25 protein-coding genes are annotated in these 24,982 nt (G+C 63.0%); 12 read left to right on the plus strand and 13 right to left on the minus strand.

The window, feature by feature from the left end; translation table 11 throughout:
- Positions 1-6: 6 nt before the first annotated feature.
- On the plus strand, positions 7-1,032 hold the full coding sequence (locus tag ACVJGD_RS43135) for an aromatic ring-hydroxylating dioxygenase subunit alpha (RefSeq protein WP_456639764.1): 1,026 nt from the start codon (positions 7-9) through the stop codon (positions 1,030-1,032).
- Between the two features lie 25 nt (positions 1,033-1,057).
- Here ACVJGD_RS43135 and ACVJGD_RS43140 read toward each other — a convergent pair whose 3' ends face one another.
- From ACVJGD_RS43140 to ACVJGD_RS43170, 7 genes are all read right to left on the minus strand, one after another.
- The gene (locus ACVJGD_RS43140; RefSeq protein ID WP_456639765.1) at positions 1,058-2,092 is read right to left on the minus strand and encodes an ABC transporter ATP-binding protein; all 1,035 of its coding nucleotides are present in this window, start codon (positions 2,090-2,092) and stop codon (positions 1,058-1,060) included.
- Complete coding sequence (locus ACVJGD_RS43145; protein WP_456639766.1) at positions 2,089-3,087, minus strand: ABC transporter ATP-binding protein; 999 nt, start codon at positions 3,085-3,087, stop codon at positions 2,089-2,091. Before ACVJGD_RS43145 ends, ACVJGD_RS43140 begins: the two co-directional genes overlap by 4 nt.
- The gene (locus tag ACVJGD_RS43150) at positions 3,087-3,992 is read right to left on the minus strand and encodes an ABC transporter permease (protein ID WP_456639767.1); all 906 of its coding nucleotides are present in this window, start codon (positions 3,990-3,992) and stop codon (positions 3,087-3,089) included. The genes ACVJGD_RS43145 and ACVJGD_RS43150 overlap by 1 nt, the downstream gene beginning before the upstream one ends.
- Positions 3,989-4,969, minus strand: a complete 981-nt coding sequence (locus tag ACVJGD_RS43155) for an ABC transporter permease (RefSeq protein WP_456639768.1) — start codon at positions 4,967-4,969, stop codon at positions 3,989-3,991. The genes ACVJGD_RS43150 and ACVJGD_RS43155 overlap by 4 nt, the downstream gene beginning before the upstream one ends.
- Before the next feature lie 39 nt (positions 4,970-5,008).
- Positions 5,009-6,604, minus strand: a complete 1,596-nt coding sequence (locus ACVJGD_RS43160; protein ID WP_456639769.1) for an ABC transporter substrate-binding protein — start codon at positions 6,602-6,604, stop codon at positions 5,009-5,011.
- A gap of 79 nt (positions 6,605-6,683) precedes the next feature.
- Positions 6,684-7,634 carry a CobW family GTP-binding protein gene (locus tag ACVJGD_RS43165; RefSeq protein ID WP_456639770.1) on the minus strand — a complete coding sequence of 317 codons (951 nt, stop codon included), beginning with the start codon at positions 7,632-7,634 and terminating at the stop codon, positions 6,684-6,686.
- Positions 7,631-9,280 (minus strand): amidohydrolase, encoded by a 1,650-nt coding sequence (locus ACVJGD_RS43170; RefSeq protein ID WP_456639771.1) that lies wholly within the window; start codon positions 9,278-9,280, stop codon positions 7,631-7,633. Before ACVJGD_RS43170 ends, ACVJGD_RS43165 begins: the two co-directional genes overlap by 4 nt.
- 188 nt (positions 9,281-9,468) lie before the next feature.
- On the opposite strand from ACVJGD_RS43170, the gene pdxR reads away from it, so the two are divergent.
- Complete coding sequence (pdxR, locus tag ACVJGD_RS43175; protein WP_456639772.1) at positions 9,469-11,007, plus strand: MocR-like pyridoxine biosynthesis transcription factor PdxR; 1,539 nt, start codon at positions 9,469-9,471, stop codon at positions 11,005-11,007.
- A 6-nt stretch (positions 11,008-11,013) separates the two neighbouring features.
- Here pdxR and ACVJGD_RS43180 read toward each other — a convergent pair whose 3' ends face one another.
- The gene (locus tag ACVJGD_RS43180; protein WP_456639773.1) at positions 11,014-11,802 is read right to left on the minus strand and encodes a sulfite exporter TauE/SafE family protein; all 789 of its coding nucleotides are present in this window, start codon (positions 11,800-11,802) and stop codon (positions 11,014-11,016) included.
- Between the two features lie 376 nt (positions 11,803-12,178).
- On the opposite strand from ACVJGD_RS43180, the gene ACVJGD_RS43185 reads away from it, so the two are divergent.
- Together ACVJGD_RS43185 and ACVJGD_RS43190 are read left to right on the plus strand one after the other, a co-directional pair.
- A complete protein-coding gene (locus ACVJGD_RS43185) occupies positions 12,179-12,598 on the plus strand; it encodes a nuclear transport factor 2 family protein (protein ID WP_456639774.1) in 420 nt (139 codons plus the stop codon).
- Complete coding sequence (locus ACVJGD_RS43190; RefSeq protein WP_456639775.1) at positions 12,595-13,986, plus strand: NAD(P)/FAD-dependent oxidoreductase; 1,392 nt, start codon at positions 12,595-12,597, stop codon at positions 13,984-13,986. Before ACVJGD_RS43185 ends, ACVJGD_RS43190 begins: the two co-directional genes overlap by 4 nt.
- 47 nt (positions 13,987-14,033) lie before the next feature.
- On the opposite strand, the gene ACVJGD_RS43195 is transcribed toward ACVJGD_RS43190, so the two are convergent.
- Entirely contained in the window at positions 14,034-14,942 is a 909-nt protein-coding gene (locus ACVJGD_RS43195; RefSeq protein ID WP_456639776.1) for a LysR substrate-binding domain-containing protein, read from the minus strand.
- Between the two features lie 217 nt (positions 14,943-15,159).
- Here ACVJGD_RS43195 and ACVJGD_RS43200 point away from each other — a divergent pair, with 217 nt between their 5' ends.
- The 8 genes from ACVJGD_RS43200 (at position 15,160) to ACVJGD_RS43235 (ending at position 22,168) form a co-directional block, all read left to right on the plus strand.
- Complete coding sequence (locus ACVJGD_RS43200; RefSeq protein ID WP_456639777.1) at positions 15,160-15,924, plus strand: ABC transporter ATP-binding protein; 765 nt, start codon at positions 15,160-15,162, stop codon at positions 15,922-15,924.
- Positions 15,921-16,658 (plus strand): branched-chain amino acid ABC transporter ATP-binding protein, encoded by a 738-nt coding sequence (locus ACVJGD_RS43205; protein WP_456639778.1) that lies wholly within the window; start codon positions 15,921-15,923, stop codon positions 16,656-16,658. The genes ACVJGD_RS43200 and ACVJGD_RS43205 overlap by 4 nt, the downstream gene beginning before the upstream one ends.
- Positions 16,659-16,661: 3 nt before the next feature.
- Positions 16,662-17,525, plus strand: coding sequence for a branched-chain amino acid ABC transporter permease (locus tag ACVJGD_RS43210; protein ID WP_456639779.1), 864 nt, complete (start codon positions 16,662-16,664; stop codon positions 17,523-17,525).
- On the plus strand, positions 17,522-18,442 hold the full coding sequence (locus tag ACVJGD_RS43215) for a branched-chain amino acid ABC transporter permease (protein ID WP_456639780.1): 921 nt from the start codon (positions 17,522-17,524) through the stop codon (positions 18,440-18,442). The genes ACVJGD_RS43210 and ACVJGD_RS43215 overlap by 4 nt, the downstream gene beginning before the upstream one ends.
- Positions 18,442-19,014, plus strand: a complete 573-nt coding sequence (locus tag ACVJGD_RS43220; protein WP_456639781.1) for a carboxymuconolactone decarboxylase family protein — start codon at positions 18,442-18,444, stop codon at positions 19,012-19,014. Before ACVJGD_RS43215 ends, ACVJGD_RS43220 begins: the two co-directional genes overlap by 1 nt.
- A complete protein-coding gene (locus tag ACVJGD_RS43225) occupies positions 19,014-20,246 on the plus strand; it encodes an ABC transporter substrate-binding protein (protein WP_456639782.1) in 1,233 nt (410 codons plus the stop codon). The genes ACVJGD_RS43220 and ACVJGD_RS43225 overlap by 1 nt, the downstream gene beginning before the upstream one ends.
- 75 nt (positions 20,247-20,321) lie before the next feature.
- A complete protein-coding gene (locus ACVJGD_RS43230; protein ID WP_456639783.1) occupies positions 20,322-21,647 on the plus strand; it encodes an LLM class flavin-dependent oxidoreductase in 1,326 nt (441 codons plus the stop codon).
- An 8-nt stretch (positions 21,648-21,655) separates the two neighbouring features.
- The gene (locus ACVJGD_RS43235; RefSeq protein ID WP_456639784.1) at positions 21,656-22,168 is read left to right on the plus strand and encodes a flavin reductase family protein; all 513 of its coding nucleotides are present in this window, start codon (positions 21,656-21,658) and stop codon (positions 22,166-22,168) included.
- A gap of 155 nt (positions 22,169-22,323) precedes the next feature.
- Here ACVJGD_RS43235 and ACVJGD_RS43240 read toward each other — a convergent pair whose 3' ends face one another.
- From ACVJGD_RS43240 to ACVJGD_RS43255, 4 genes are read right to left on the minus strand one after another with little or no spacing between them, the layout of a single operon-like run.
- On the minus strand, positions 22,324-22,836 hold the full coding sequence (locus tag ACVJGD_RS43240) for a DoxX family protein (RefSeq protein WP_456639785.1): 513 nt from the start codon (positions 22,834-22,836) through the stop codon (positions 22,324-22,326).
- On the minus strand, positions 22,833-23,615 hold the full coding sequence (locus tag ACVJGD_RS43245; RefSeq protein WP_456639786.1) for an HvfC/BufC N-terminal domain-containing protein: 783 nt from the start codon (positions 23,613-23,615) through the stop codon (positions 22,833-22,835). Before ACVJGD_RS43245 ends, ACVJGD_RS43240 begins: the two co-directional genes overlap by 4 nt.
- Complete coding sequence (gene bufB, locus ACVJGD_RS43250) at positions 23,605-24,516, minus strand: MNIO family bufferin maturase (protein WP_456639787.1); 912 nt, start codon at positions 24,514-24,516, stop codon at positions 23,605-23,607. The genes ACVJGD_RS43245 and bufB overlap by 11 nt, the downstream gene beginning before the upstream one ends.
- A 44-nt stretch (positions 24,517-24,560) precedes the next feature.
- A complete protein-coding gene (locus ACVJGD_RS43255; protein ID WP_456639788.1) occupies positions 24,561-24,866 on the minus strand; it encodes a BufA1 family periplasmic bufferin-type metallophore in 306 nt (101 codons plus the stop codon).
- Positions 24,867-24,982: the final 116 nt, after the last annotated feature.

Below are 24,982 nucleotides of genomic sequence, written 5' to 3' on the forward strand. Positions count from 1 at the left end.
AAGATCATGCTCAGCACCAAACAACCGGTCCTTCGCCGCTTCTGGTACGCGACCGTGCCGCTCGAACATCTGAAAGACGGCCCGAAGCCATTCACGCTGCTGGGGGAGCCGATCGTGCTGTTCCTCGACGCCAAGGGCGAGCCCGCGGCGCTGGAAGACCGCTGCTGTCACCGCACGGCAAAACTGTCGAAGGGCTGGTGCAAAGATGGCAATATCGTCTGCGGCTATCATGGCTGGGAATATGATCGCGACGGCAAGCTGGTGATGATCCCGCAATTCCCGTTCGAGCAACCCGTGCCGGATGCCAAAGCCCGCTCATTTCGGGCACAGTCGCGATATGGCTATGTCTGGGTCGCGCTCGACGACCCCTTACGTGACATTCCCGAAATTCCGGAGGCGACCCGTCCGGGCTATCGCCGCATCCACCAGTTCTACGAGAAATGGAACACGGCCGCGCTCAGGCTGATGGAAAACTCCTTCGACAACGCCCATTTTGCCTTTGTGCATAAGGGCACTTTCGGCGACATCAATCAGCCGAAGCCGGAGAAATACGAGATCGTCGAAACCGACGACGGCTTCGATGCCGAGACCATCATCACCGTCCGCAATCCGCCGAATGCCTATCGGATCAGCGGTACAACCGATCCAACCACGAAACGGCATCAGCGCAACAAGTGGTTCATGCCATTCTGCCGACGGCTCGACATGGAGTATCCGTCGGGCATCCGGCATATCATCTTCAACTGCGCGACGCCGATCTCCGACGGACAGATCCAGGTCGTTCAAATCCTCTTTCGCAACGACAGCGAGGCTGACTGCTCGACGCAGGAGTTGATCGACTGGGACGCCGCGATCATCGCCGAGGACCGCGATATGCTGGAATCGACCGATCCCGACGCCATCGTGGACATGGGCCGGAAGATCGAAATGCACATGCCCTCGGATCGGCCGGGGATGATCATGCGCAAGCGCCTGCTCGAACTGCTGCGCGCGTATGGGGAGGAGGAGCAGCCCAAGACCGAGCTGGCTTAGAGCGTCAGCCATCGCGAAGGCGAGGCTAGTCGTCAAACCTTGGCGGCGTGAGTTCGGCTGCGCGATGACAGGCGACGTAGTGATTTGTTCCGATCGATTCCGGCAGCGGCTGGCTCTTGCGGCATTGTTCGATTGCTGACGGGCAGCGCTGGGCAAATCGGCAGCCCGGCGGCGGGTCGACCGGGCTCGGTGGATCGCCTTTCACGAGATAACGCTGCTTCAGCGCGTCGCGGATCGGGCCGGGCGGAGCCGCGGCCGCAATGAGCGACCATGTGTAGGGGTGACGCGGCTCGGCGAAGATGGCCGCAGCCGGTGCCTGCTCGACGATCTTGCCGAGATACATCACCGCGATCTCATCGCAGAATTGCTGGATCACGCCGAGATCGTGCGAGATGAAGATATAGGTCAGGTGTCGCTCGCGCTGCAGCCGTTTCAGCAGGTTGAGGATCTGGGCCTGGATGGCGACGTCGAGTGCTGACACGGCTTCATCGCAGACGATCAGGTCGGGCTCCGGCGCCAGCGCCCGCGCGATGCACAGCCGTTGGCGCTGGCCGCCGGAGAACTGGTGAGGGAAGAGATTGGCGGCATCCGGCGGAAGCCCGACCTCGCCGAGCAGCCGGCGCACCCGGTCGTCGCGCTCGCCGGGCGTGCCGATTCCCAACAGATCGAGCGGCTCGCGAATTTGGTCGCCGGCGCGCCGTCTCGGATTGAGCGCGGAGAATGGATCCTGGAACACGATCTGCAAGTGCTTGCGCACTTCACGCAGGCTTTTGCCCGTCAAGTCCAGGATATTTCGGTTACCGAATACGATCTGGCCGGAGGTTGCGGGAACGAGCCGCATGATCGCTTGCGCCGTCGTGGATTTTCCGGAGCCGCTCTCGCCGACAATGCCGAAGCTGGTGCCGCGCCGGACGCGGAAGCTGACGCCGTCGACGGCATGCACGAACGAGGGGGCTTGCAGGGGCCGCTTCCTGCCGGCCTCGAAATGAACGACGAGATCGTTCACGTTCAGGACAAATTCCGATGTCGTGGCCGGTGCGGCGGCTTGCGGCGCGGTCATGCGGCCAGCTCCGATTTTCGCCAGCAGGAGACGGCATGATCGCGTGCAATCGGCTCCAGTCCGGGTTGGAGACGCGACCTGCAAAGCTCGCTCGCTTCTCGGCACCTTGCCAGGAAGGCACAGTCGGGTCCGCGCGCACCCAGTGGCGGCACCATCCCTGCGATCTCGGCAAGATCCGACCAGGCTTGCGACGGTCGCGGTCCCAGTTTGAGGTGCGGCACGCAGCCCAATAGACCCCTCGTGTAGGGATGGCATGGATGGTGCACCACGCTATCGGCATCGCCGGACTCGATGCAGCGCCCCGCATACAGTACCGAAACCTTGTCGGCGAGTTCCGCGACGGCACCGAGATCGTGGGTGATGAGCACGATCGCTGTCTTCGTTTCCTCTTGCAGATCGGCCAGCAAATCGAAGATTTGCGCCTGCACCGTAACGTCCAGCGCCGTGGTGGGCTCATCAGCGATCAGCAGCTTCGGCCGGCCGGCGAGCGCCATCGCGATCATCACGCGCTGGCGCATGCCGCCCGAGAGCTGATGCGGATAGGCCTTCACCCGCTGTTCGGGAGCGGGTATCTGCACCGCGCGCAGCAAGGCGATCGCCTGCTCCTCCGCTTCGGCCGAGCCAACGCCGCGGTGCCACCGCAAGACTTCGCCGATCTGATCGCCGACCGTGAACAGCGGATTGAGCGCGGTCATCGGCTCCTGGAAAATCATCGAAATGCCATTGCCGCGCAGGCTGCGCATCCGCTTGGTCGATGCCGACAGGATGTCCTCGCCCTCCAGAAGGATCCGGCCACCCGTGACGACGAAATCCTCCGGCAATAGCCGCATGATCGCCAGCGCCGTCATGCTCTTGCCACAGCCCGATTCCCCGACCAGCGCCATCGTCTGCCCGGCCTCGACCGAGAACGACAGGTTTTCGAGCACCGGCACCGTTTCACCCCTGCTGCCGCGCATGCCGACGCTGAGATTTTCTATCTTGAGCAGCGCGCCCATCACATCCTCCGGCGCAGGCGTGGATTGATGGCGTCGTTCACGCCATCGCCGACCAGGCTGATCGACAGCACCGCAAGAAAAATCGCGGCACCGGGAAAGATCACCGCCCACCAGGCGTCGAGCACATAGTTGCGGTTCTGGCCGAGCATCAATCCCCAGCTCATGGTGTTGGGATCGCCGAGGCCCAGGAAGCTCAGGCCGCCCTCGAACAGGATGGCAACGCCGATGGCAAGCGTCGCCGAAACGATGACGGGGGGCAGGGCATTCGGCAGCAGCACACGCAAGATCAGGTAGGCATCACCCGCGCCGGCTGCGCGCGAGGCCTTGACGAAATCCAGATTGCGCAGCCGCATGAACTCGGCCCGGGTCAGGCGAGCTGCCGATGTCCAGCTCACCGCCCCGATGGCGAGCGTAATGGTCGTGAGCTTCTGGCCGAACAGGGTGACGAGCACCATCGCAAACAGGAGTGGTGGCAGGATCTGGAAGAACTCGGTGATCTTCACCAGCGCCGCATCGATCGCCCCGCCGAAAAAGCCGCTCAGCGCGCCCACCGTCAAACCAATTGCAATCGTGATCAACGCGGCCACCGCGCCGACAGCAAGGCTCGCACGCCCTCCGTAGATCAAGCCGGCAAGCACGTCGCGGCCGAGATAGTCGGTACCGAGCCAGGCGTCGGCGGACGGTGCCGTGAAGGGGCCGCCGACCAGATCGAGCGGGTCGACCGGATAGAGTGTCGGACCGATCGCCGTCCCCAACACGATCAGGATCAGCAGGCATGCGCCGCACACGCCGGAGGGGCTGCGCAGGAACTGCCGGAACGCCACCCGTCCAGGCGAGGCCGCGCGTCGTGCCGGCGGACTGGGGGAGTCGACGGTGAGAGGCGTCGACGTCTCGAGCGTCGTCATGATTGTCCCGTTCGAATGCGCGGATCGATGAGGCGGTAGACGAGGTCGGTGATGATGTTGGCGACCATCACCATCACTGCCGAGAAGAAAAGCACCGCCATCAAGGTCGGATAGTCGCGCCGCAAGATGGAATCGAACACCAGTCGCCCCATGCCTGGCCAGCTAAACACGGTCTCCACCAGGACCGCGCCTGCGAATAGATTGCCGAACTGGTGTCCGACGACGGTCACGATCGGAATGAGCGTGTTCCGCAACGCGTGCTTGCCGATCACGATCCATTCGGGGAGGCCCTTGGCGCGCGCGGTGCGGACATAGTCCGCGGACAGAGCGTCGATCATGTTGACCCGCGCAAGCCGGCTGTACTGCGCGATGAACACCAGCGCCAGTGTCAGCGAAGGCAACACCAAATGGCGCATGACATCGATGGCGTGGGCGAGTCCTTGCCGGGGATGCACGACGTCGCTCATGCCCGCGACGGGAAGCACCGGCCAGACCGATCCGAACAGCAACAGCAGCATCAAACCTGTCCAGAAGATCGGCGCGGCATAGCCGGCCAGCGAAAACAGCGTGACGGCATGGCTGACGATGCCGTTCGGGCGGCGGGCGCTGATCACGCCGAGCAGGGTGCCGATGAGAACCGCCAGGATCAGCGCGCAGAGCGCGAGATAGAGCGTCGCCGACAGTCGTTGCCCGATCAGGTCCAGCACCGGCTGGTTGAAATAGTAGGAGTAGCCGAAGTCGCCGGTCGCCACCTTGCCCAGATAGGTGACGAGCTGCTCCGGCAGGCTTTGGTCGAGCCCGTATTTGGCGCGCAGTGCGGCCACGACTTCGGCCGATGCGCCACCCATCTCTCCGGCGATGACCTGCACCGGATCCCCCGGGGCCAGATGGATCAGGCAGAAGTTGAGCACCAGCACCGCGAGCAGCAGGGCCAGCGCGTTCACGATCTGCCGAAGGAAATGGGTGGCGAAGGCCATCAGCTTGGTCTTATCGCAAGGATCTCAGGATCACAGGTTTCAGGTTTTGGGCGGCGTTTCCCAAAACACCTCGTCCAAAGGAGACATCATGCCCCAGATCGAGGTCGGCAGGCCGCCCAGGCCCTTGCTGAAGGCGTTGTAATAGGGCGTGGCGTTGATGAAGTAGATCGGTACGTCCTTCACCACGATCTTTTGGAATTCCGAGTAGAGCGCTTTGCGCTTTTCCGGCGAAGTTTCCACCGCGGCGGCCTGCAGCAATTCGTCGATCTTCGGGTTGCTGTATTGCTGCGTGTTGGACCAGATGATGCCCTTGCGGATGTTCGAGCTGAGATAGGTCCTGTTGACGCCGATCACGGGGTCGCCCCAGTTGAATACGGTATCCATCGTCAGGTCGAAGTCATAGTTGGATACACGCTGGGCCCAGGTCGGGAAATCCGGCGCCGCCCTGACCTCCAGGTTGATGCCGATACGCTTAAACTGTGAACGAAGATATTCGGCGATATTGCGCTGCTGTTCGTCTGCTCCCGGAATATAATCGATCGTGAGTGAGAAGCGCGAACCATCGGCACCTTTCGGGTGCCCGGCTGCGTCGAGCAGCTCGGCGGCTTTGGCATAGTCCACCTTGTAGGTCTCGACGGCCTTCTCTTCGAGCGGGGATCCGGGTGCGATCGGCCCGGTTGCGGGAGCGGCCTTGCCGCTCATCAGCTTGCTGACGATGAAATCGCGGTTTGCGGCATAGGCGATCGCCTGGCGGACTCGCGCATCATCGAGCGGCTTCTTCTTGGTGTTGAAAGCCAGCCAGTTGAGCGGTCCGACGCCCGCAAAGCCCTTGTCGGTCACGACGACGTTTGGCGCCTTTTGCAGGCGGTCGATGTCGCGAACGCCTGCGACGAACGGCAGAATGTTTGCATCGCCCCGTTCCATCGACACCAGCGCGGCATTGGGGTCGGAGACGATGCGGACCACGATCTTGTCGAGCTTGGGCCGCCCTGCCATGAAGAACTTGTCGAATTTCTCCAGCGTGTAGTACTCGCCCTGCTTGTATTCCGTCAGCCTGAACGGTCCGGAGCCGATCGGCTTGAGGTTGGCGGGGTGGGCCTTGAGGTCCTGGCCGTCACCATAGACGTGCTTGGGGAGGATCGGCATCAAGGCCGGCGACATTGCCAGCAGCAGCGACGGGTTGGGATGCGACAGGCGGATGATCGCCGTGGAGGGATCCGGCGTGTCGACCTTTTCCACCGCCGCCAGCATGGTCTGGAACGGGTGATTGGCCTTGATCGCCATGATCGAGAACGCGACGTCCTCCGACGTCACCGGTTGGCCGTCATGGAACACCGCGTTCTTGACCAGGTGCAGCGTCACCGACAGGCCGTCCGGCGCGACGTCCCAGGATTGCGCGAGATAGGGCTGCGGATTCCACTTGTCGTCGTAACGCAAGGGGCTTGCGAAGATCTGCGAGCTCGGCATGGCCGTGGCGAGGCCGGATTGCACCGCGCCGTTGAAGTGTCGTGGGACTTGTGTGGTCGCGATCACGACCGCATTGTTGCTCGCGGTCTGGGCCATGGTTCGGTGAGGGGCTGCGCAGATCGCAAATAGTCCGATGGCTCCGAGTAAAAAATATCTTCTGATCGACATGGCTAAATCCGTTTTCATGGTTGGCTATTCGGAAGCTGGCACTTCTGCGGTGCCATGAAAAACATGCTCGCCTTGCTGCTCATGCAACAAAGGATCGCGCGAGCGCACCATCGAGAATGGCCGCAAGATCGGCGTCGGAGGGCAGGTCGGGCGTCCCTATTCCGACAAGCGCAATCGGTCCCGGGTCGAGATCCCCGCAAGCCGCAGGCGACAATGACCAGTCTCTTGAAACCATCTGAAATACCAGTGGCTCGGCGTCGCCTGCGACGCGACATGCGCCTTTGAGGCGCAATAGCTGCGGCGGCAGCGCTTCGATTGCCGCGGCCAGCCGGCTCGGGTCGAACGCGCCGTCCCGCCGGTAGGTCCAGCGCCTGAAATTCTCTTCGTGATCGAGCGTGCCGTCCGCGACGCCGTCGGCACGGAAGCGCGACCTTCGGCTTCCCGCCGTCAGCAACAGGTCGGGCCTCGTGTCGTGCGAGAGCATTTCGATAGGCGCATCCGGCCGCACGGCCTTGATCGCGGATCGGGCGGCCTGCCGCGCAACTTCGTCCGCGAGGTCGCTCTTGCTGAGCAAGACCACGTCGCATTTGGCGAATTGACAGCGAACCGTGTCTCCGACGCGGCGGTCATCGATCAGCTCCGTGATCCGCGTCGCGTCGGCAAGGACGATGACCCCGTCGAGCCGCAGGTCGGGCTCGACCAGCGCGATCTCGGCAATCCGCCAGGGATCGCCGACGCCGCTTGCTTCGATCACGATGCGCTCGAAGCTCTCGCCACCATCCAGGAGCTTCCCAAGCGTTTCGAGGAAGCCGGAGCCAATGCTGCAGCAGACGCAGCCATTGGCGAGCGACAACGTGGTCCCGTCATGGCGTTCGATCAAGGCGGCGTCCACATTGATCTCGCCGAAATCGTTGACCAGCACGGCATAGCGTGCGGTCGCGGTCGCGAGCAGGCGATTGAGGAAGGTGGTCTTGCCTGCGCCGAGGAATCCGCCGATCACGGTGACAGGAATGGGCGTCGCTCGCCTCATGCGCGCGGGGCCTTTCGTACCTTGCCGCCCACGACCGTTCCCCAGACCGCGATGTCCTTCAGCTTGTCTGGCGCAACCGCAAGCGGGTCCTCCTCGAGCACGGCGAAATCCGCATATTTGCCGCACTCGATGCTGCCGATCATGTCGTCGAGCTTCAGCGTGTAGGCTGGCCCGATCGTGATCGCCGCAAGCGCCTGCTCGACCGTAAGCGCCTCGGTCTCGCAGCCAAGCCTGCGGCCCGAGGACGAGACGCGGTTGACGGCGCACCAGGCCGTGAACAACGGCCCGAGCGGGGTCACCGGGGCATCGGAGTGGATCGCGAAGGGCACGCCGATTCGTTGCGCCGTTCCCGTCGCGTCCAGCCGCGCGGCGCGCTCGGGCCCCATCGTCAATTCGTAGTGTGCATCGCCCCAGTAATAGAGGTGGTTAGCGAACAGGTTGGCGCAGACGCCGAGCGCCTTCATGCGGCGGAACAGCGCAGCGTCCGCCATCTGACAGTGCTGCAGGGTGTGGCGGTGATCGGGGCGAGGCATCGCGGTCTGGGCGGCCTCGATCGCGTCCAGCGCCAGCTCGGTCGCTTCGTCGCCATTGGTGTGGATGTGAAGCTGAATGCCTGCTTTGTGATAGGTGTCGACAAGCTGCGGGAGCTGTTCCGGTGCGATGTACCAAAGGCCATTGGGCGCGCCGTTGTGATAGCCCGGCCAACGCAGCCGCGCGGTAAAACCCTGGATCGAGCCGTCGACCACGAGCTTGACGATGCCATAGTGCAGCTTGTCGTTGTTGCTCTCGCGCAAGGCCGCGATCTTGGCGATGGCCTGTTCGGGCGAATGCGAGACCGAGGCGAGTGCCGGCACCAGCCTCACGCCGAAATCAGGTTGTGTCGTCGCCGTCCGATAGAGGTCGACGGTCTGGTCGACCAGATCGTTGTGCAAGTCGGTGATCGTGGTCACGCCCTGCACACAGGCCGAATTGGCATAGCGGGTGACGTCGGCGAGCGTCAGATTTCCGGACAACGGATTGCCGCCGAGTGCGCGGAACACGCGAAAACGCGCGGCAATGCCCTGCAGTTCACCGCTCGCCAGCCCGTCGGCGCCGGCAACGACGCCGGAAATGTCGATGGCGCGGAGCAGCTCGGTCTGCTCCAGAATGATGGTATTGACATTGCTGATGTGGAAGCTGGCGTGGATCACCATGACCGGCCGGGTCGTCGAGACCCGGTCGAGATCCCGCCGCGTCAGCATGCGGCCGCCGATATGCAGGGGGTCAAACCCCCAGGCAAACAGCGGCGTGGTAGCGTCCCCGATGGCGGCCTCCGCCCCCTTCAGCCGTGCGACGATGGCATCGATCGAGCCGACGCCGGCAACCAGTTTCCCTTCCGGCGAGCGGCGATCACCGGCCCCGATATAGGGTAGCGACCACATCATCCCTTCCATGATGTGGCTATGGCCTTCCACGAACCCCGGAAGCAGAACCTTGTTGCTGAAGCGGTCGTCGAATGTCGCGCCTCTGGCAAACTGCGCGATCTCGGCCTCATCGCCGACCGCCACGATACGTCCGTCGCGCACCGCGACATGGGTCGCGAGCGGCCGTGATGGGTTCATGGTCACGATCTTGCGCGCCGCGAAGACGACGGTGTCCTGGCTCACTCTTGCACTCCCAAGCTCGATGCTGCGAGCCTGATGCGCGGGGCGGGTTCAGATAAGCGCCAGATGCCATGCACAAATGGGGCCAGGGGCATGCATCCGCCCCTTGATGTTCTGCTATGGCGCGGATTTTGCTTCCATTTTGCTGTCACTGCGGGTCAACTGCGGAGGTTTATCCGCAAGGGATTTCGATGGGTAAGTTGGTGCCATTGCGTCGGCGTGAGGCGACGGGACAGGTCAGCGTCCTTCCGCCGAGCGACCTTCTGTTCTGGAATTCGCTGTTTCAGGGCCTGGACCGGTCCGGCGCGTTCCTGCAACTCCAGATACGGCGAATGATTGTGACGGCGATCGAGGATGGTCGCCTGCCGCTCGGAGTCCGCATGCCGTCGAGCCGCGATCTTGCCGCGCTGCTCAAGGTATCGCGGAACACGATCGTCATCGCCTATGAGCAGCTCGTGGATCAGAACTTTCTGGTGTCGCGGGAACGCAGCGGCTATTTCGTCGCGGGCCTGCCGAAGCACATTGGGCCGCCGCCTGGCAACGGCCTTGCAGCGGCGGGCAGCGACGAGAGCCGCTGGACCGAGCGCTTTGCGCTGCGCCCGTCGCAGTTTCGGAACATCGTCAAGCCGCTCGATTGGCAGAGCTATCCATATCCCTTCATTTTTGGGCAGTTCGATCCGAGCCTGTTTCCGACCAACGACTGGCGTGAAAGCGCGCGAGCAGCGTTGAGCGTCCCGGAAATCAACAACTGGGCAAGAGACATGATCGATGGTGATGATCCTGCCCTGATCGAGCAGTTGCAGCGCCAGGTGCTGCCGCGCCGCGGCATCCGCGCCCGATCCGACGAGATCATGATGACGATCGGCGCCCAGCATGCGCTCTATCTCATCGCCAAGCTGTTCGTGGTCGCGGATACGCCCGTGGGGATGGAGGATCCCGGCTACCCGGATGCCCGCAATATTTTCGGCATGCTCACCTCAAGCGTCCTGCCGCTGCGCACCGATGAGCAGGGGTTGGTTCCCGATGACGCATTCGAGCGCTGCAAGCTCGCCTATGTGACCGCCAGCCATCAATGCCCTACCGCGGTCTCGATGTCGCTCGAGCGGCGTCGCGAGTTGCTCAGGATCGCCAGGGCGCGGGACATCCTGCTGATCGAGGACGACTACGAGAGCGAATTGATTCCCGAGGGCAGCAGCTTGCCGCCTTTGATGAGTCTCGATGTCGACCAGACCGTGCTCTATGTCGGCAGCCTTTCGAAAGCCCTGGCGCCCGGCCTGCGGCTGGGTTACGTCGTGGCGCCTGCGCCTGTCATTCGCGAATTGCGGGCGCTGCGGCGGCTCATGCTTCGCCATCCGCCTCTGAATAATCAGCGCGTTGCGGCGCTGTTCATCGGCCTCGGTCATTACCGCTCACACCTGCAACAGGTCGCCCGCGTGCTGCTGGAGCGGGCGAAGCTGCTCGACCGGCTGCTGCCGCAATTCCTTCCGAACTGCGATTGGACGCGCGCGGCCGGCAGCACGAACTACTGGGTTTCCTGTCCCGACGGCACCGACACCACGCAATTGGCCGAGGCCGCCCGCGCCAAAGGAGTCGTGATCGAGCCGGGCGATGTCTTTTCGATGCATGAATCGGCAACCCGTCACTGCTTCCGGCTCGGTTTCTCGTCAATCCGGACCGACCGGATCGAGCCTGGAATGGAACGCCTCGGATCGGTGGTCGCGGGCCGCTGAACCCCGTCACATCAGTTCGCTCACGCCCTTGATCGCACTGCCGATTGCGATCAGTCCGAGGCTTGCGATCGAGACCTGGCGATGCAGCGTGTCGCTGCCGCGCCGGAACGCCTGCTCGCCGATCCAGGTGCCCGCAAGCATGATGGGCAGCGCCAACAGTGAAAGAAGCAGGGATCGCTGGTCGAGCAAGCCGACCAACGCCGTGCTGATCAGCGCGGCGATGGAGGTGGCCAGGAAAAACACCATGAGCGAAGCCCGCGCTGCCACGCGGCCGAACGGCCCCGACATATAGTACATGACGACAGGCGGGCCCGGCATAGCCGCCAGTCCGTTGAAAAGCCCACAGATCAGGCCGACCAGCATCGTCATCGCCCTCGACGGCGTCTGCGCCACGCGGGCGCCTCCATTGAGCGCAATCACAGCCGCGATGGTGATGCCGGCAATCAGGATGCGCGCTACTGACGCGGGCACCACGCTCAGCGCCAGCGCGCCTACAGGAGATCCGGCGACGGCTCCCACGATCAGCCAGCGCAGCGACGGCCAATGGCCATGCTGACGGGCGCGCGGAAAGTCCAACGCACTGCCCATGAACTGCAGGCAGATCGCGATCGGAACGGATTTTGATGGCGGCATGAACATGCCGAGCAGGGGGACCGCCGCCAACGCGAAGCCGAAGCCGGTAAATCCGCGCAACAACGCCGCGGCCAAGACGGATGACGTAGTCGCAACGAGGACAGTCGGCGTCAGCGACGCCGAGGCGGCGAGGTCGTGCAGGCGCGCAGTGAGATCAAACATGCCCATCCATCACCGCGCATCGACGGCGAGCGCTTTTCAATTGAAGCGTTCCGGTATCGAGACGCCCTTAGATCATGATCCGAATAGACGGAATCGGATCGTGATCTCATCTCTTGTTTGAGCATGATCTCGGCGCAAACGCTTCGCGTTTGTTGCAGGGAAAACCGGTTTCCACTTTTCCGGATCATGCTCTAGCGCAGATTGCTTGAAGGCGGCGCCGGTCGAAGGGGCCAGCCGGAGCCTTATCATCGGGCCAGTTCTGGTCACAGAAGATCGGCCGATCTGGTTCTAAGGGCGGTGTTTGGCCTGTGGCAGGTTGCGAGCGAGCCGCCTGACGCCAAAGCCTTGGCGTCTGCTGGCCAGCGGGAAAAACGACATGCCGACACTCGAAACCCTCAGGCGAAATCTTCTTGAAGCATTGTTCGCGGCCTTCAACCGCCACGATGGTTCTGCCGTTATGGCCTGCATGACGGACGACATCGTATTCGATGCCGCCGCCGGTCCTGACATCTGCGGCCGCCGTCTGATCGGAACCAAGGAGGTCCGCGCCGCGTTCGAGAATACCTGGACCAGCATGCCTGACGTGAGCTGGCAGTGCACGCGCCACGCCGTGTTCGGTGATCGTGGAATTTCCGAATGGATCTTTCGCGCCACGACCAAGGATGGCCAACGTATCGAAGCGGAAGGTTGTGACCTGTTCGCTTTCCGCGGCGACAAGATCTGGGCCAAGAGTGCGTTCCGGAAGGATCGTCCGTTGTTGCCCGCGCTCGCAACGGAGGAGACCTTGCTGCAATGAACGTGCAGGTGACCGCGCCGACCGTGGCCTACGATCCCCACTACGATCCTCTGGTCTCCGACGGTCCGGGGCGCAACCGGGACTATGCGCCGACCTACTGGGTCGCGACCGCAGGAACGCCGCCGGAAACCGACGGTCCGATCGTTGGCGATACCGATGCCGATGTCGCGATCATCGGATCGGGTTACACTGGCCTTGCCTGCGCAATCTTTCTCGCGCGCGAGTTCGGCATCAAGGCCACCGTGCTGGAAGCCAATCGCATCGCCTGGGGATGCAGCACGCGCAATGGAGGTCAGGCGCAGAATGCCGCGGGCCGGCTGACGCATTCGCAGTGGATCGCCCGCTGGGGCGTGGATGTCGCCCGCCGCATGCATGCTGAAATCGAAGACGGGTTTGTAACGTTCGAAGAACTGGTTCGCCGGAGCCCGATCGATTGCGAGCCGCAGCCGGGCGGGCACCTCTATATCGCGCATCGCCGGCGCAGCCTGGAGAAGATCGCCGCCGAATCGAAAGTCCTGAACGACGTTTTCGGCTGCGCGACGCGTATCCTGTCGCGCGAGGACGTGCGCCGCGATTTCGTCGCCGATGCGGAAGCGGCCGGCGCGGTTCACGAACCGCTTGGAATCGGCGTCCATCCGGCGAAACTTGCGTTCGGCTATCTCAGGATGGCGCGCGATCTCGGAGCGCGCGTGCATCCGGCAAGCCCGGTTCTCCACATCGAGCCGCGCGGTGGAGCGTTTCTCCTGAAGACGCCGGGCGGCACGGTCAAGGCGCGCGCGGTGGCGATCGCGACGGGCGCCTATACCTCGCTCGGTTTGACGCCGGTGCTGCAGGGCCGCTGCATGCCGATCCTCTCCAACTCGATCGTCACCCGGCCGCTGACCGCCGCAGAGCTGGAAGCCACCGGCTTTCGCACCAAGCAGGTCATCACCGACACGAGAACGCTTCGTTTCTACTATCGCCTGCTGCCGGACAATCGCGTTCAGATCGGCAGCCGCAGCGCCATCACCGGCGCCGACGCGGCTCACCCCAAGCATCTTCAGCTTCTCATCGAGGGGCTCAATCGGAAGTTCCCGTCGCTGCGCGGCATCCAGATCGATTACTCCTGGTGGGGCTGGGTCGATGTCAGCCATGACATGATGCCGCGCATTTTCCGCCCCGACCCGAAGCAGGCGCTCGTCTATGCGCTCGGCTATGGCGGCAACGGCGTTTCCTATTCGGCGCAAGCGGGCCGACGCATGGCGCAGATGATCGCCGGGAAAAATTTCACCGGCCAGGACCTGCCGATCTTCACCTCGCCGCTGCCGGGGCATCCGTTCGCGCCGTTTCGCCGTATAGGACAGCGGATGCTCTATGGCTGGTATCACCTGCGAGACGAGGCCGCCTGATGCGGGACGTCATCCAGCCGCGCTGATGTTTCTCTCAGAGAGGGTCGTCAGAAAGCGTCGACAAGTTCGGCTTGACGTCGACGCGCCGGATTTGCGCCGACATCGCGCTCGATATGAGCCGCCAGATGATCCGCGGCCGGAAACGCTCCGGTCTTGCGCCGCCAAAGCACGAGTTCGACAGGTGGCAGCGGCGGCATTCCGTCCTGTTCGGTCAGGCGGCGCAACCCCGCGACCTTGACCGACTTCGCAAGCACGATGACGGCCGCATCTGCCAGCGCCATCGCCTCCATCCCGGCGATGCTTTCCGAAACGCAGGCGATACGCCACGCCCGGCCCGCGTTATTGAGTGCCTGCAAGGCGTAGTCCCGATAGAGATTGCCCTCAGGAAGCAGCGCCAGCGGCAATGGTTTCTCCTGAAACGCGCGTCCCGATTTCGCGCCAAGCCAGACCAGCGGCTCATGACGCAGAAGCGTGATGCTTGAGACGTTGGGGTGAACGGTGGGCATCCGTGTTGCCAGGGCGACGTCGAGCCGTCCGGCCGAAATTTCCTCGGAGAGCTGCGCACTGAGCGCGCAGCGGACCGTGACCTCGATCCCGGGATACGCGGCCCTGAAGCTTGCGAGCGTCTCGGGCAACAGGAACGCTGCATAGAGATCCGGGCAGCCGAGAGTCACGCGTCCGGCAATCTCCTCACTCGAAAGGCGCGAATATGCATCGTCGTGCATCTTCAGCATCTGGCGCGCGTACGGCAATAGCATCTCTCCATGCCGCGTGAGACGGGGGTGGCGAAGGTCTCGTTCGAACAGCGGACGTCCCACCGCATCGCTTAAGCGGCCGAGCTGAAGACTGATTGCCGGCTGAGTTCGATTGAGCCGTCGCGCCACGCGCGTCACGCTCTGTTCCTCGACAAGCATGACGAACGTGCGAAGGAGGTTGATCTCGAGCGGGCGACCCATGGCCAAATCATAAATAGAACTTTGCTTCTCGCGAAGCACAATAAATTTGCTTGCGGGCGGGGCGAAATCTAACGTCCGCAAAGGGTCAAATTTGTGCGTGCACACGATAAAAGCGGATGTGTTCAAGTTTTAATCAGGTGCGATGGGGCGGTGTTTGGGGCTGTCATGACCCGCGCGAGCGAGGCGTGATGCCGGATGTTCCGGGGAGTCGTGGCTGGTGAGCGCCTTCCTGAGAGTTGAGCATCTCAGCAAGCATTTCGGCGGTGTCGCGGCCCTGCACGATTGCTCGCTGTCGTTTGCAAAGGGGCGCATCACCGGCATCATTGGTCCCAATGGAGCGGGCAAGACCACGCTGCTGAACACGGTCACCGGCCTGGTGAAGCCCGACCGGGGTTCGGTCGCGTTCGAAGGCCATGACGTGACCGGCTTGCCGATGCATCGGATCGCATCGCTCGGTCTGGTCCGAACGTTTCAGATCGTCAGAGAGCTGCGCGGTCTCACCGTGCTCGAGAATCTTCTGCTTTCGCCGCCCCGTCAGATCGGAGAGCGGATAGGCGGCGCGTTGTTTGCGCGGCCGCTCGTCAAGCGGCAGGATCAGAAGAACGCGCTCAAGGCGCGCGAGGTATTGCAGCGGCTGGGGCTTTGGCGCGTGGCCGATCAATCCGCGGCAGCCCTGTCAGGCGGTCAGAAGAAGCTGCTCGAGATCGCCCGCGCGCTTCTGCTCGATCCCAAGTTCATCCTTCTTGATGAGCCGGCGGCTGGCGTGGCACCGCCTCTGCTCAAGGACATCATCCGGCTGATCAAGGAACTGAATGCGGAGGGCGTCTCGTTCGCCTTGGTCGAACACGATATGCATCTGATCAGCGAAGTCTGCCACGACGTTCATGTCATGGCGGAAGGCACGGCGCTGGTCTCCGGTTCTTTCGCCGACGTCACGGCCGATCAACGCGTGATCGATGCCTATCTGGGGATGGCGCTGTGAATCCGGACCACATCATCCCGGCTCTTTCGATTCGTGATCTTCGCGCCGGATATCCCGGCGGTGGCGACATTGTGCGCGGGATCACGCTCAATCAGCCTCCCGAGACGATCCTCGCGGTCATCGGCCCGAACGGTTCCGGGAAGTCCTCGTTCGTAAAGACGCTGGCAGGCCTGCTGCGCTCGCGGGAAGGGTCGATCGAGGTGACGGGCAAAGCTGTCACTACGCTGTCGCCGGCGAAGCGCGTCATGGCGGGGCTGGCCTATGTTCCCCAGGAGGAGAACGTCTTTCGCAATCTGACGATCCGGGAAAATCTGAAGCTCGCGACAGAATTCCTGCGCGGCCGCAGCGGTGTTGGCCCGGCGCAGGAAGCCCAGGTGCTGTCGCTGTTTCCGGAGATCGGCCGAAGGCCCAAGACGCTTGCCGGGAATCTATCCGGCGGACAGCGGCAAATGCTGGCGTTCGCCTGTGCCTTGCTGTCCAACCCCGAGGTCCTTTTGCTCGACGAGCCGACCGCCGGGCTGTCGCCGAAATCCGTCGGCGAGACGATGGAAGCCGTTGCCCGCGTACGGGAAGCCGGCGTGGCCGTGCTTCTGGTCGAACAGAACGTGGCCGCCGCGCTGCGCATCGCCGATGAAGTGATGGTGCTGGTGGCCGGCCGCAAGATCCTGCAGACCCGCGCGTCCGACATATCGAATGCCGATCTGGCCGATCTGTTTTTTGCAAGGATGCAGTAGCGCATGTTCGGCCAATTGATCATCAACGGTCTCGTTTCCGGGTTATTGCTCGCGCTTCCGGCGCTCGCGCTCACCACGGTATTCGGCATCCTGAAATTTCCGAACTTCGCCGTCGGCGCGACGCTGACGTTCGGAGGCTACGCCGCCTGGGTCATGAATCATCAAGTCGGCGCGCCCCTGTTCGTCGCGGCTGCGGCCGCCGCCGTAATTGCCGCCGGACTGGCCATCGTCTGCGACCGATTGATCTTTGAACGACTGCGCGACGCCGGTTCGATCGCTTTGCTGGTCGCCTCGCTCGGCCTCTCGCTCGTTCTCGAGAACGCGTGCCGGTTCGTGTTCGGCAATTCCACCCGCAACTTCGACATCGAAATTGCGCGGCCGATCCGTTGGAATGGCCTGCGGATCAATCATGAGCAGATCGTGACGGCGGTGACCGTGATTCTTTGCGTCATCATCGTCCAGCTTCTGCTTTCGGTCTCGCCGCTCGGCCGCGCCATGCGAGCAACGGCGGATAACCCCGCGCTTGCGGCGGTTCGCGGCATCGAACGCAACACGGTGGCGCGCATCACATGGGCGCTGTCGGGCGTGCTTCTGGGGCTGTCGGGGGTTCTGGCGGGGCTCGACCGCGCCGTCGATCCGCTGCTCGGGTGGAGCTACCAGCTTCCGGTGTTCGCCGCCGCGATTCTCGGCGGGCTCGGAAGCCCGATCGGAGCGGTTTTCGGTGCCCTTGTCATTGGCCTCGCCGAGGAACTCTCGACCCTCGTGCTGCCGACCAACTACCGGCAGGTTATCAGCTTCGCGATCATTCTTCTGTTGCTGCTCATGCGGACGCGCGGGTTGTTCGGGGTAAAGGCGGTGCGCAAATGATGGTCTATCTGTCCACCGTCATCGTCCTGGTATCCGTCTCGGCCCTCGTTGGGCTGGGCCTCAACTTCCAATGGGGGGTGGCCGGCCTGGTCAATTTCGGTGTGGTCGGCTTTGTCGCGCTTGGTGCCTACACAGCGGCTTTATCGGTGTCCCATGTCGGATGGCTGCCAGCCATGGCCATCGCCGTGGCGATAAGCGCCGCCGCGAGCACGATCCTTGCGTTCCTTTCGATACGTCTTGCCGACGATTACCTCGCCATCGTCACCATCGGCTTTGGCGAGGTGATCAATATTCTGCTCCTCAACGAGGATTGGCTGACCGGAGGAGCGCTGGGAATTGCCAACATTCCGCGTCCGCTGTCCTCGATCATTCCGGTCACGCAATACGATGCAATTCTGCCGTTCCTGGCGATGTTGCTGGTCGCCCTGACGTTCGCCGCGCTTGAAACGCTGGTGCGATCGCCGCTCGGCCGCGCGCTGCGGGCCGTGCGCGACGACCCTACGGTGGCGAGCGCGCTGGGCAAGCCGGTCCTTCTGCTTCGCATCAAGGCGTTTGCGGTCGGCGGCGCCGTGATGGGGATCGCGGGCTCGCTCCACGCCTTCTATCTCACCTACATCGATCCCGGTCAGTTCACCTCCATCATCACGGCCTATGCCTTTATGGCCGTCATTCTCGGAGGGCGGGGATCGAATCTCGGTCTGCTGATCGGCGCCTGCACGATCATGAGCCTGATCGAGGCGACGCGCTTCCTGAAGGACACGTTGAGCATCGTTGATGGCGTGCAACTTGCCGCGTTGCGCCTCGGCCTTGTCGGTCTCGGCATCATCCTTCTTTTGCTTCTGCGCCCGCAAGGGTTGCTGGCCGAGCCGCATCAACGCATTCGTGACTTTTTCCCGGACAGCGAGGAGACGCATTGATGCCGCGCGTTCAGCCAATATCATCCGACGAGTTGCCTGCGCCCTTGGCCGATGTCTATGAGCGGTTCGTCAAATTCGGGCCGTTTCAGGATCAGGCCGCGGTTCTCGCTCACGTCCCTCCCGCTCTCGATCATCTCTACCGCATGCTGATGGAGCTCAAGGCGAGGGGTGGCCTGCCCTGGCGCTATGTCGAGCTTGCCATCGTCGTAACGTCTAAGCTCAACGCCTGCGCCTTCTGCGTCGCGAGCCATTCTCCCGTTCTGCGGATCGAGGGCATCTCGGATGCGGCGATCGCCACGCTGCCGGCCGTCGACCATCCTGATTTTGATGACACCGACCGGCTGGTGATCGAATACGCCACGCTGGTCACGCAAAGGGCGGGCCAGATCCGTGACGGTGTGTTCGAGCGCCTCCGCGCCCGCTTCAGCAACAGTCAGATCGTGGAGCTCACGCTGCGTATCGCGCTCGCCGGATTCTTCAACCGCTTCAACGACGCGCTGCAGATCGACGATGGCCGTGCGCTTGCGGCTTTCGAACAACGGGAATCGGAATCCCAGACACAGGAGCTTTAATGATGACGAAGTCGGATTGGATGCTCAATCGGCGCCAGCTCGTTGGCATGATGGGCGCGTCGTTGGCGGGACTCGCTGCAAGGCCCGGCTTCGCGCAGGGCGCGGGCGAGATTCCGATCGGAATGGTGCTGCCCTTCACTGGGGCCACCGGTCCCTATGGACCTGATATGAAGAAGGCTGCGGACCTCATCGTGAAGACGATCAACGATGCCGGCGGGGTGCTCGGTGGCCGCAAGCTCCAACTCTATATCGAGGATTCCGAGACGAGCGCGACGACCAGCGTCACGGCGACGCGCAAGCTGATTGACGTCAACAAGGTGGAGGTCGTCGGCGGCTTTTGGGGCAGCCCCGAGGCGCTCGCCGCGAAGCCGCTGATTCTTGCGGCCAGCAAGGTGCAGATGGTGTCCGCCTCCGCCGACGGCATCACCGATGGCGACAACAAGGGCCTTGTCTATCGCTTCCAGGCCAAGAGTTCGCAATGGGGACCGGCCGGCGCCAAGGTCATGACGAGCCTCAACTTGAAGAGGGTCGCCATTCTCGCGCAGCAGAATCCGTTCGTGGTCGCGATGATCGAGCCCTTCAAGCAGGAGATGACCAAGCGCGGCGGCAGCATCGTCGAGGTGGTCATGTACAATCCCAATCAGGCGTCCTACCGCGCCGAAGTGGAGAAGGCGTTCGGCTCGGAACCGGACGGCGTGTTCTGCGCGTCGCTGCTTACGGATTTCGTGGCGATCGCCAAGGAAGCCTACCGCGGCGGCTTCCATTCCAAGATTGTTGCGCTCGGAACCGGCGCTGACGCCGACGGTGCGTTCATCAAGAGCGTCCCGAACGAGGTCTCCGAGGGCATCCATCACCTTCAGCCCGGCCCGCCGCTGGAATCGGCCGCGTACAAGAAATTCGTCAAAGAGATGGGGGCTCCGGATGGAACGGTGTTTCTGTTCGCCGGAAACACCCATGACCAGGTATGCGTGACGGCGCTGGCGATGGAGCACGCCAAATCCATGGAAGCGGCGGTGTGGGCCAAATCGATCCGCGAGGTCTGCAACCCGCCTGGCGAGGATGTCGACGACATCGTCCGGGCGCTGGAGATGGTCCGCGCCGGCAAGAAGATCAATTTTGTGGGCGCCGGCGCAACCGTGGACTTCAACGATCGTGGCGATCAGCTCAACCGGTCGTTTGTTCATCAGGTGATCCGCTCCGGCAAGAACCAGATCGTGGAGATCGTAGCCTGACCTGACGTTACAGGTCGATCAATCAAGTCGTTAAAACGGGGGCGCAACAAGTGCTGCGCCCCAAGGGAGAGACGCATGCCGAAAACAAGCAGGATGCACCTTTGCGGTTTTCTGATCGCCGGGCCGGTGGTTCACAGCCACGCGATCTGGAGAAATCCAAAGCATCGTACGGACTTTCTCAGTCTCGATCACTACGTCGGGATTGCGCGATTGCTGGAACGGGGAAAGTTCGACTTCATGTTCTTCGCAGACCGGCTGGCCATTGCCGATCGATATGGTGCCAGCCATGAGACCGGCATCCGCCATGCGGACCAGGATGCGACGCGGATGGATCCGGTGCCGATCCTCGGCGCGGTTGCGGCGGTCACGAGCCGCATCGGCCTCGGTGCGACGCGCTCGACCACATACGATGCGCCCTACAACATCGCGCGTGAGTTCGCCACGCTGGACCATATCTCGGCCGGTCGCGCGGCGTGGAATGTCGTCACGTCGATGAATGACGGCGAAGCGCTGAACTACGGCGACGTTCCGCATCTCGGGCACGACGAGAGGTATGACCGTGGCGACGAATTCATGGAGGTCGCCTTCGGCCTGTGGGACAGTTGGGACAGGGATGCCCTCCTGCTCGACCGCGAAAACGGAATCTATGCGGACCCCGACAAGGTTCACTACCTGAACCATAAGGGACGATGGTTTCAGTCGCGCGGGCCTCTGAACATTCCGCGCAGTCCGCAAGGACGGCCGGTCATCATCCAGGCTGGATCGTCCGGCAGGGGGAAGGCATTTGCGGCTCGCTGGTCCGAGGTGATCTTTGCGCTTCAGCCGAGCCTGGAGCGCATGCGGGAGTTCAAGAACGACGTCGCTGTCGCGCTGGTCGATGCCGGGCGGGCGCCCGATGCCAGCAAGGTACTGATGGCGATCATGCCGTTCATCGGCGAGAGCCGGGCTGAAGCGGAAGAAAAGAGAGATCTTCACGATTCGCTGGTCAACCCGCTGGTCGGGCTTTCGACCCTCGCTGCCCACGCCAATGCGGATTTCTCTCATTTCTCGCTGGACGAGAATGTCGAGCAGCTTCAGTCGTCGGGAAGCCAGGGAAATCTCGCGGCATTGAAAAGCATCGCGGCCGGACAATCGATCACGATCGCGGATGCCGGCAGAATCTATGGTCAGGGTGTCATGTGCCCAAGGCTGGTCGGAACCGCAAAGGATGTTGCCGAGCAGATGGCGGAAATCGTCACGTCAGGCGCGTCGGACGGGTTCGTGGTATCGCCCGCGTTCCTTCCCGATACCTTCGGGGATTTCGTCGGGAAAGTCGTGCCGATCCTGCAGAAGAATGGGCTGTTCCGGAGCGAATACGAGGGCAGCACGCTGCGATCTCACCTCGGCCAGGCCGCAAGGTAGCGCCGCGCATGTCCGGGCTCGACACCCCCGCATTGCTGGCCTCCGTGGACGCCGAGCAATTCAGAGCAACGATGCGATGCATCGCATCGACGGTGACCGTTATCACGAGCAGAGTAGGTTCTGTGGCGAACGGCATGACCGCAACCGCGGTCTGCAGCGTTTCGGCTTCGCCGCCCTGCATTCTCATCGTCGTTAATCAGACCGCGCGCTCGCATTCGCTGATCGCAAGCGCGGGTGTTTTCGCCGTGAACGTGCTGGCCACAAACCAGGTGGCCTTGGCGCAGCATTTTGCGTCGAGACCGGATGAGCCGCTCGAGGGCGTGGAGCATCGCCAGGGTCGGACGGGCGTGCCGATTCTGGAAGGATGCGCGGCCAGCCTTGAGTGCGTCGTTGAATCACAGACGAGATCGGGAACGCACTCGATCTTCGTGGGTCGGGTTGTGTCGGCCCGGGAAGCGGGAGCTTCGCCATTGCTGTACTGCCGCGGCCGGTTTACGAGCCTGGAGATACAGCTTCCTTGAGAGCGCGCGAGAAACTGCAGTTCGTCAGCTCCTGGTGAGCAACGCGGACCCAAGTTTCTTCGTGCCTTTAAGGAAGCGAAAACGGGTCAACAGTCTGCTGCGAGACTGATCTGTAAGTCTGGTGATTGGCTCCGCGCCCGCAGATTCAATTCCGCCTATCTATCCGGCCGGACCATAAGCTGATTTAGCCAGTGATCAAGCGAGAAGCGGCCAGGTCCATAAGCCATGATGCCCAACGCCATCGCCGCCCAGGTGATGTGAACGGGCCAGCCATCGGGTACCGTGAGCTCAACAATTGCCGTCATGATCAACAGCCCGAGCGCGGCGAACCGCGTGCCGAGGCCGAGGACCAGCAGGACCGGAAACAGGATCTCTCCACATCCAGACAGGAAGGCCATCACCGTCGGCACCGGGTAATGATAGGGGCCGCTCGGTAGATGCAGCATGAACTCGTCGCGGAACAACGTCACGGCGGTGTCGCTCAGCCGGAAAAAGCCATCCCATTTGAGGATGCCGGAGCGCCAGAATGGCACCGCGAGTGCCGCGCGCAGCACCAGTTGCACGATCGAGGGTGAGGCGACCACCTTCACCAGATGATTGGCCTTCGCGACGAACTGCCAGAGCGACGGCAGGCCGCCGCCGGCCGCGATGCGCAGTTCCGTGATCATCGTGCGTCTCCAGAGGTCAACGAAGTCAAGGCACCAGCCTCGATCAGACCGGAAATGTTGGCGGCGAGATCAAAGGCGGGAGAGCGGTCGAGTGCCGCCGCGGCGGACTCGCCAAGAGAGTGTCCCGACATCAGGTCGCTGAGAAAGATCGCGCCGCCCGGTGGTAGCAGCCGCACCGTGACCTCGCACTCTGGCCGCGTGATCAGTGCGTCCTCCGGCATCAAGGCGTCGATGGTGTTGACCGACGCCGCCCTGCGGTTGGCCGCAAAGATCGTCACCGCCGCGAACGACGAGCGGACGATCCGCGTCGCCGGATGCGCGGTGAAGACGAGATCGGCCAGCCGGTCCGGCGCCACCGCGGCAAGCGTGACCGGAGAGAGCGGCGCGGCATCGGCGGCGTGATAGGCGTCGAGCCATGCCCGCTCGATCCGCGCGACGTCGGCGAGAAAGGGCAACGATTGCGCGTATTCATACCGTTCGATGAAGGCCGGAAAATCGCGGCCGTATTCGAACAGCAGCGGCGATGTCGGCGGCGTTTCGCGGACGTGGAAGCGCGCCATGGCGCGAAAGAAATCGGGGCCGGTGATGCGCTGCAGCGCCGGATAGGTCGCGGCGAGCGCGTCGATCAGGCTGACGGTGATGTTGTTGCGGTAGACATTGTAGCGTTTGGCCGCCGCCTTGCCGTTCGGACCAGTGACGACGGACGGAACCTCGCGGGCAGGATCGAGCAGCGCCGGCGCGAAGGCCGCTGCATAAGAGGCGTGATGCTCAAGCGGCATGACAATCCCCCATGATAGCGTGACAGCGATCGAGGATCGCCTGGGCTGCGGCCGCCTCGGCCTTCAGGATCGGCCAATCCGGGATCTTGCTGTCCCATTCGATCAGCGTCGGAATGGGGCCACGGCGCGCGATGACGATCTCGAACAGCTTCCACACGGCATCCGCGACCGGGCCGTCATGGCTGTCGATCAGCAACAGATCGCCCTCGTCGTCGCTCTGCTCGGCATGGCCGGCCAGGTGGATTTCGCCGACGCGCGAAAGGGGAAAATCGGCGAGATATTGCAAGGCCGAAAATCCATGATTGGTGGCGGAGACGAAGACATTGTTGATGTCGAGCAAGAGACCGCACCCGGTGCGCTGTGCGACGTCGCGGATGAAGTCGGTCTCGCTGATCGTCGAGGTGCGAAACGCGACATAGGTCGACGGGTTTTCAAGGAGAATGGGCCGCCGGATTGCCTCCTGCACCTCGTCGACATGATCGCAGACATGATCAAGCGTTGCTTGCGTGTAGGGCAGGGGCAGGAGATCGTTGAAGTAGCTCGTCCTATGCGTCGACCAGGCGAGATGCTCGGAGACCAGCGCCGGCTGATAGCGCGCGACAAGGCCGCGGAAGCGCGCCAGGTGTGCGCGGTCGAGCGGCTCGGGCCCGCCGATCGACATGCATACGCCGTGCAGCGAAATCGGATGATCGCGGCGGATCCGTTCCAGTGCGCGATGCGGCGGTCCGCCCGCGCCCATATAGTTCTCGGCATGCACTTCGAAGAAGCCGCGCTGCGGGCCTTCGTTGAGGATCGCTGCGAGATGCTCGTGCTTGAAGCTCGTCCCGGCGACGCCGTCAAGGGGCAGGGAAAAGCGGAGTGGAATGGGCGCAGACGACAGAGGCTTGATCGCCGCGTTCATGTCGTTCCTCCGCTTTTCGGTTGTCGTGACGTTTCGTTGCCGCGTCAGATCGGCTTCAGCGAGCCCTTCTTGCCGTTCGGCAGCTCGATGCTGCTGCAGGTGCCACCTTGGACGAACTTCCACGCATTGCCTTGGAAGTCGACGGTCGAGGTGCCCTGGCAGGTCGTGCCCGGTCCGGCTGCGCAATCGTTCTGGCCCTTCAGTGCGACGCCGAAGCATTTTTCCTTCTTGGCGGCCACGGCGGCGTCTGCCTCGGCCTTGGTGAGCGGGCCAGCGACGGCCAGCGTCGCAAGCGCGGTCGAAACGGCGCCGGCGAGGACGAGCGAACTGACAGTAGTTTTGGCAGACATGAGATATCTCCTCTCGGTATTGCATCGCCTGAACAAGCGATGGCGCATCGTCTCATTCGTTCCCGCCGCAGCAGTCGTTACCGGTCAAGCCGCTCACGAGTCTGTGAGACCGTTGG

It is taken from the genome of Bradyrhizobium sp. USDA 10063 (genome assembly GCF_054063735.1).

What these genes read in the sequence shown, in the direction of transcription:
- ACVJGD_RS43185 (WP_456639774.1), top strand. Translation starts at nt 12,179, where the DNA reads ATGCCGACACTCGAAACCCTCAGGCGAAATCTTCTTGAAGCATTGTTC.
- ACVJGD_RS43180 (WP_456639773.1), bottom strand. Translation starts at nt 11,802, where the DNA reads ATGTTTGATCTCACTGCGCGCCTGCACGACCTCGCCGCCTCGGCGTCG.
- ACVJGD_RS43220 (WP_456639781.1), top strand. Translation starts at nt 18,442, where the DNA reads ATGCCGCGCGTTCAGCCAATATCATCCGACGAGTTGCCTGCGCCCTTG.
- ACVJGD_RS43230 (WP_456639783.1), top strand. Translation starts at nt 20,322, where the DNA reads ATGCCGAAAACAAGCAGGATGCACCTTTGCGGTTTTCTGATCGCCGGG.
- ACVJGD_RS43160 (WP_456639769.1), bottom strand. Translation starts at nt 6,604, where the DNA reads ATGTCGATCAGAAGATATTTTTTACTCGGAGCCATCGGACTATTTGCG.
- ACVJGD_RS43240 (WP_456639785.1), bottom strand. Translation starts at nt 22,836, where the DNA reads ATGATCACGGAACTGCGCATCGCGGCCGGCGGCGGCCTGCCGTCGCTC.
- ACVJGD_RS43165 (WP_456639770.1), bottom strand. Translation starts at nt 7,634, where the DNA reads ATGAGGCGAGCGACGCCCATTCCTGTCACCGTGATCGGCGGATTCCTC.
- ACVJGD_RS43225 (WP_456639782.1), top strand. Translation starts at nt 19,014, where the DNA reads ATGATGACGAAGTCGGATTGGATGCTCAATCGGCGCCAGCTCGTTGGC.
- ACVJGD_RS43235 (WP_456639784.1), top strand. Translation starts at nt 21,656, where the DNA reads ATGTCCGGGCTCGACACCCCCGCATTGCTGGCCTCCGTGGACGCCGAG.
- ACVJGD_RS43155 (WP_456639768.1), bottom strand. Translation starts at nt 4,969, where the DNA reads ATGGCCTTCGCCACCCATTTCCTTCGGCAGATCGTGAACGCGCTGGCC.
- ACVJGD_RS43135 (WP_456639764.1), top strand. Translation starts at nt 7, where the DNA reads ATGCTCAGCACCAAACAACCGGTCCTTCGCCGCTTCTGGTACGCGACC.
- ACVJGD_RS43150 (WP_456639767.1), bottom strand. Translation starts at nt 3,992, where the DNA reads ATGACGACGCTCGAGACGTCGACGCCTCTCACCGTCGACTCCCCCAGT.
- ACVJGD_RS43245 (WP_456639786.1), bottom strand. Translation starts at nt 23,615, where the DNA reads ATGCCGCTTGAGCATCACGCCTCTTATGCAGCGGCCTTCGCGCCGGCG.
- bufB (WP_456639787.1), bottom strand. Translation starts at nt 24,516, where the DNA reads ATGAACGCGGCGATCAAGCCTCTGTCGTCTGCGCCCATTCCACTCCGC.
- ACVJGD_RS43210 (WP_456639779.1), top strand. Translation starts at nt 16,662, where the DNA reads ATGTTCGGCCAATTGATCATCAACGGTCTCGTTTCCGGGTTATTGCTC.
- ACVJGD_RS43195 (WP_456639776.1), bottom strand. Translation starts at nt 14,942, where the DNA reads ATGGGTCGCCCGCTCGAGATCAACCTCCTTCGCACGTTCGTCATGCTT.
- ACVJGD_RS43140 (WP_456639765.1), bottom strand. Translation starts at nt 2,092, where the DNA reads ATGACCGCGCCGCAAGCCGCCGCACCGGCCACGACATCGGAATTTGTC.
- ACVJGD_RS43215 (WP_456639780.1), top strand. Translation starts at nt 17,522, where the DNA reads ATGATGGTCTATCTGTCCACCGTCATCGTCCTGGTATCCGTCTCGGCC.
- pdxR (WP_456639772.1), top strand. Translation starts at nt 9,469, where the DNA reads ATGGGTAAGTTGGTGCCATTGCGTCGGCGTGAGGCGACGGGACAGGTC.
- ACVJGD_RS43145 (WP_456639766.1), bottom strand. Translation starts at nt 3,087, where the DNA reads ATGGGCGCGCTGCTCAAGATAGAAAATCTCAGCGTCGGCATGCGCGGC.
- ACVJGD_RS43255 (WP_456639788.1), bottom strand. Translation starts at nt 24,866, where the DNA reads ATGTCTGCCAAAACTACTGTCAGTTCGCTCGTCCTCGCCGGCGCCGTT.
- ACVJGD_RS43190 (WP_456639775.1), top strand. Translation starts at nt 12,595, where the DNA reads ATGAACGTGCAGGTGACCGCGCCGACCGTGGCCTACGATCCCCACTAC.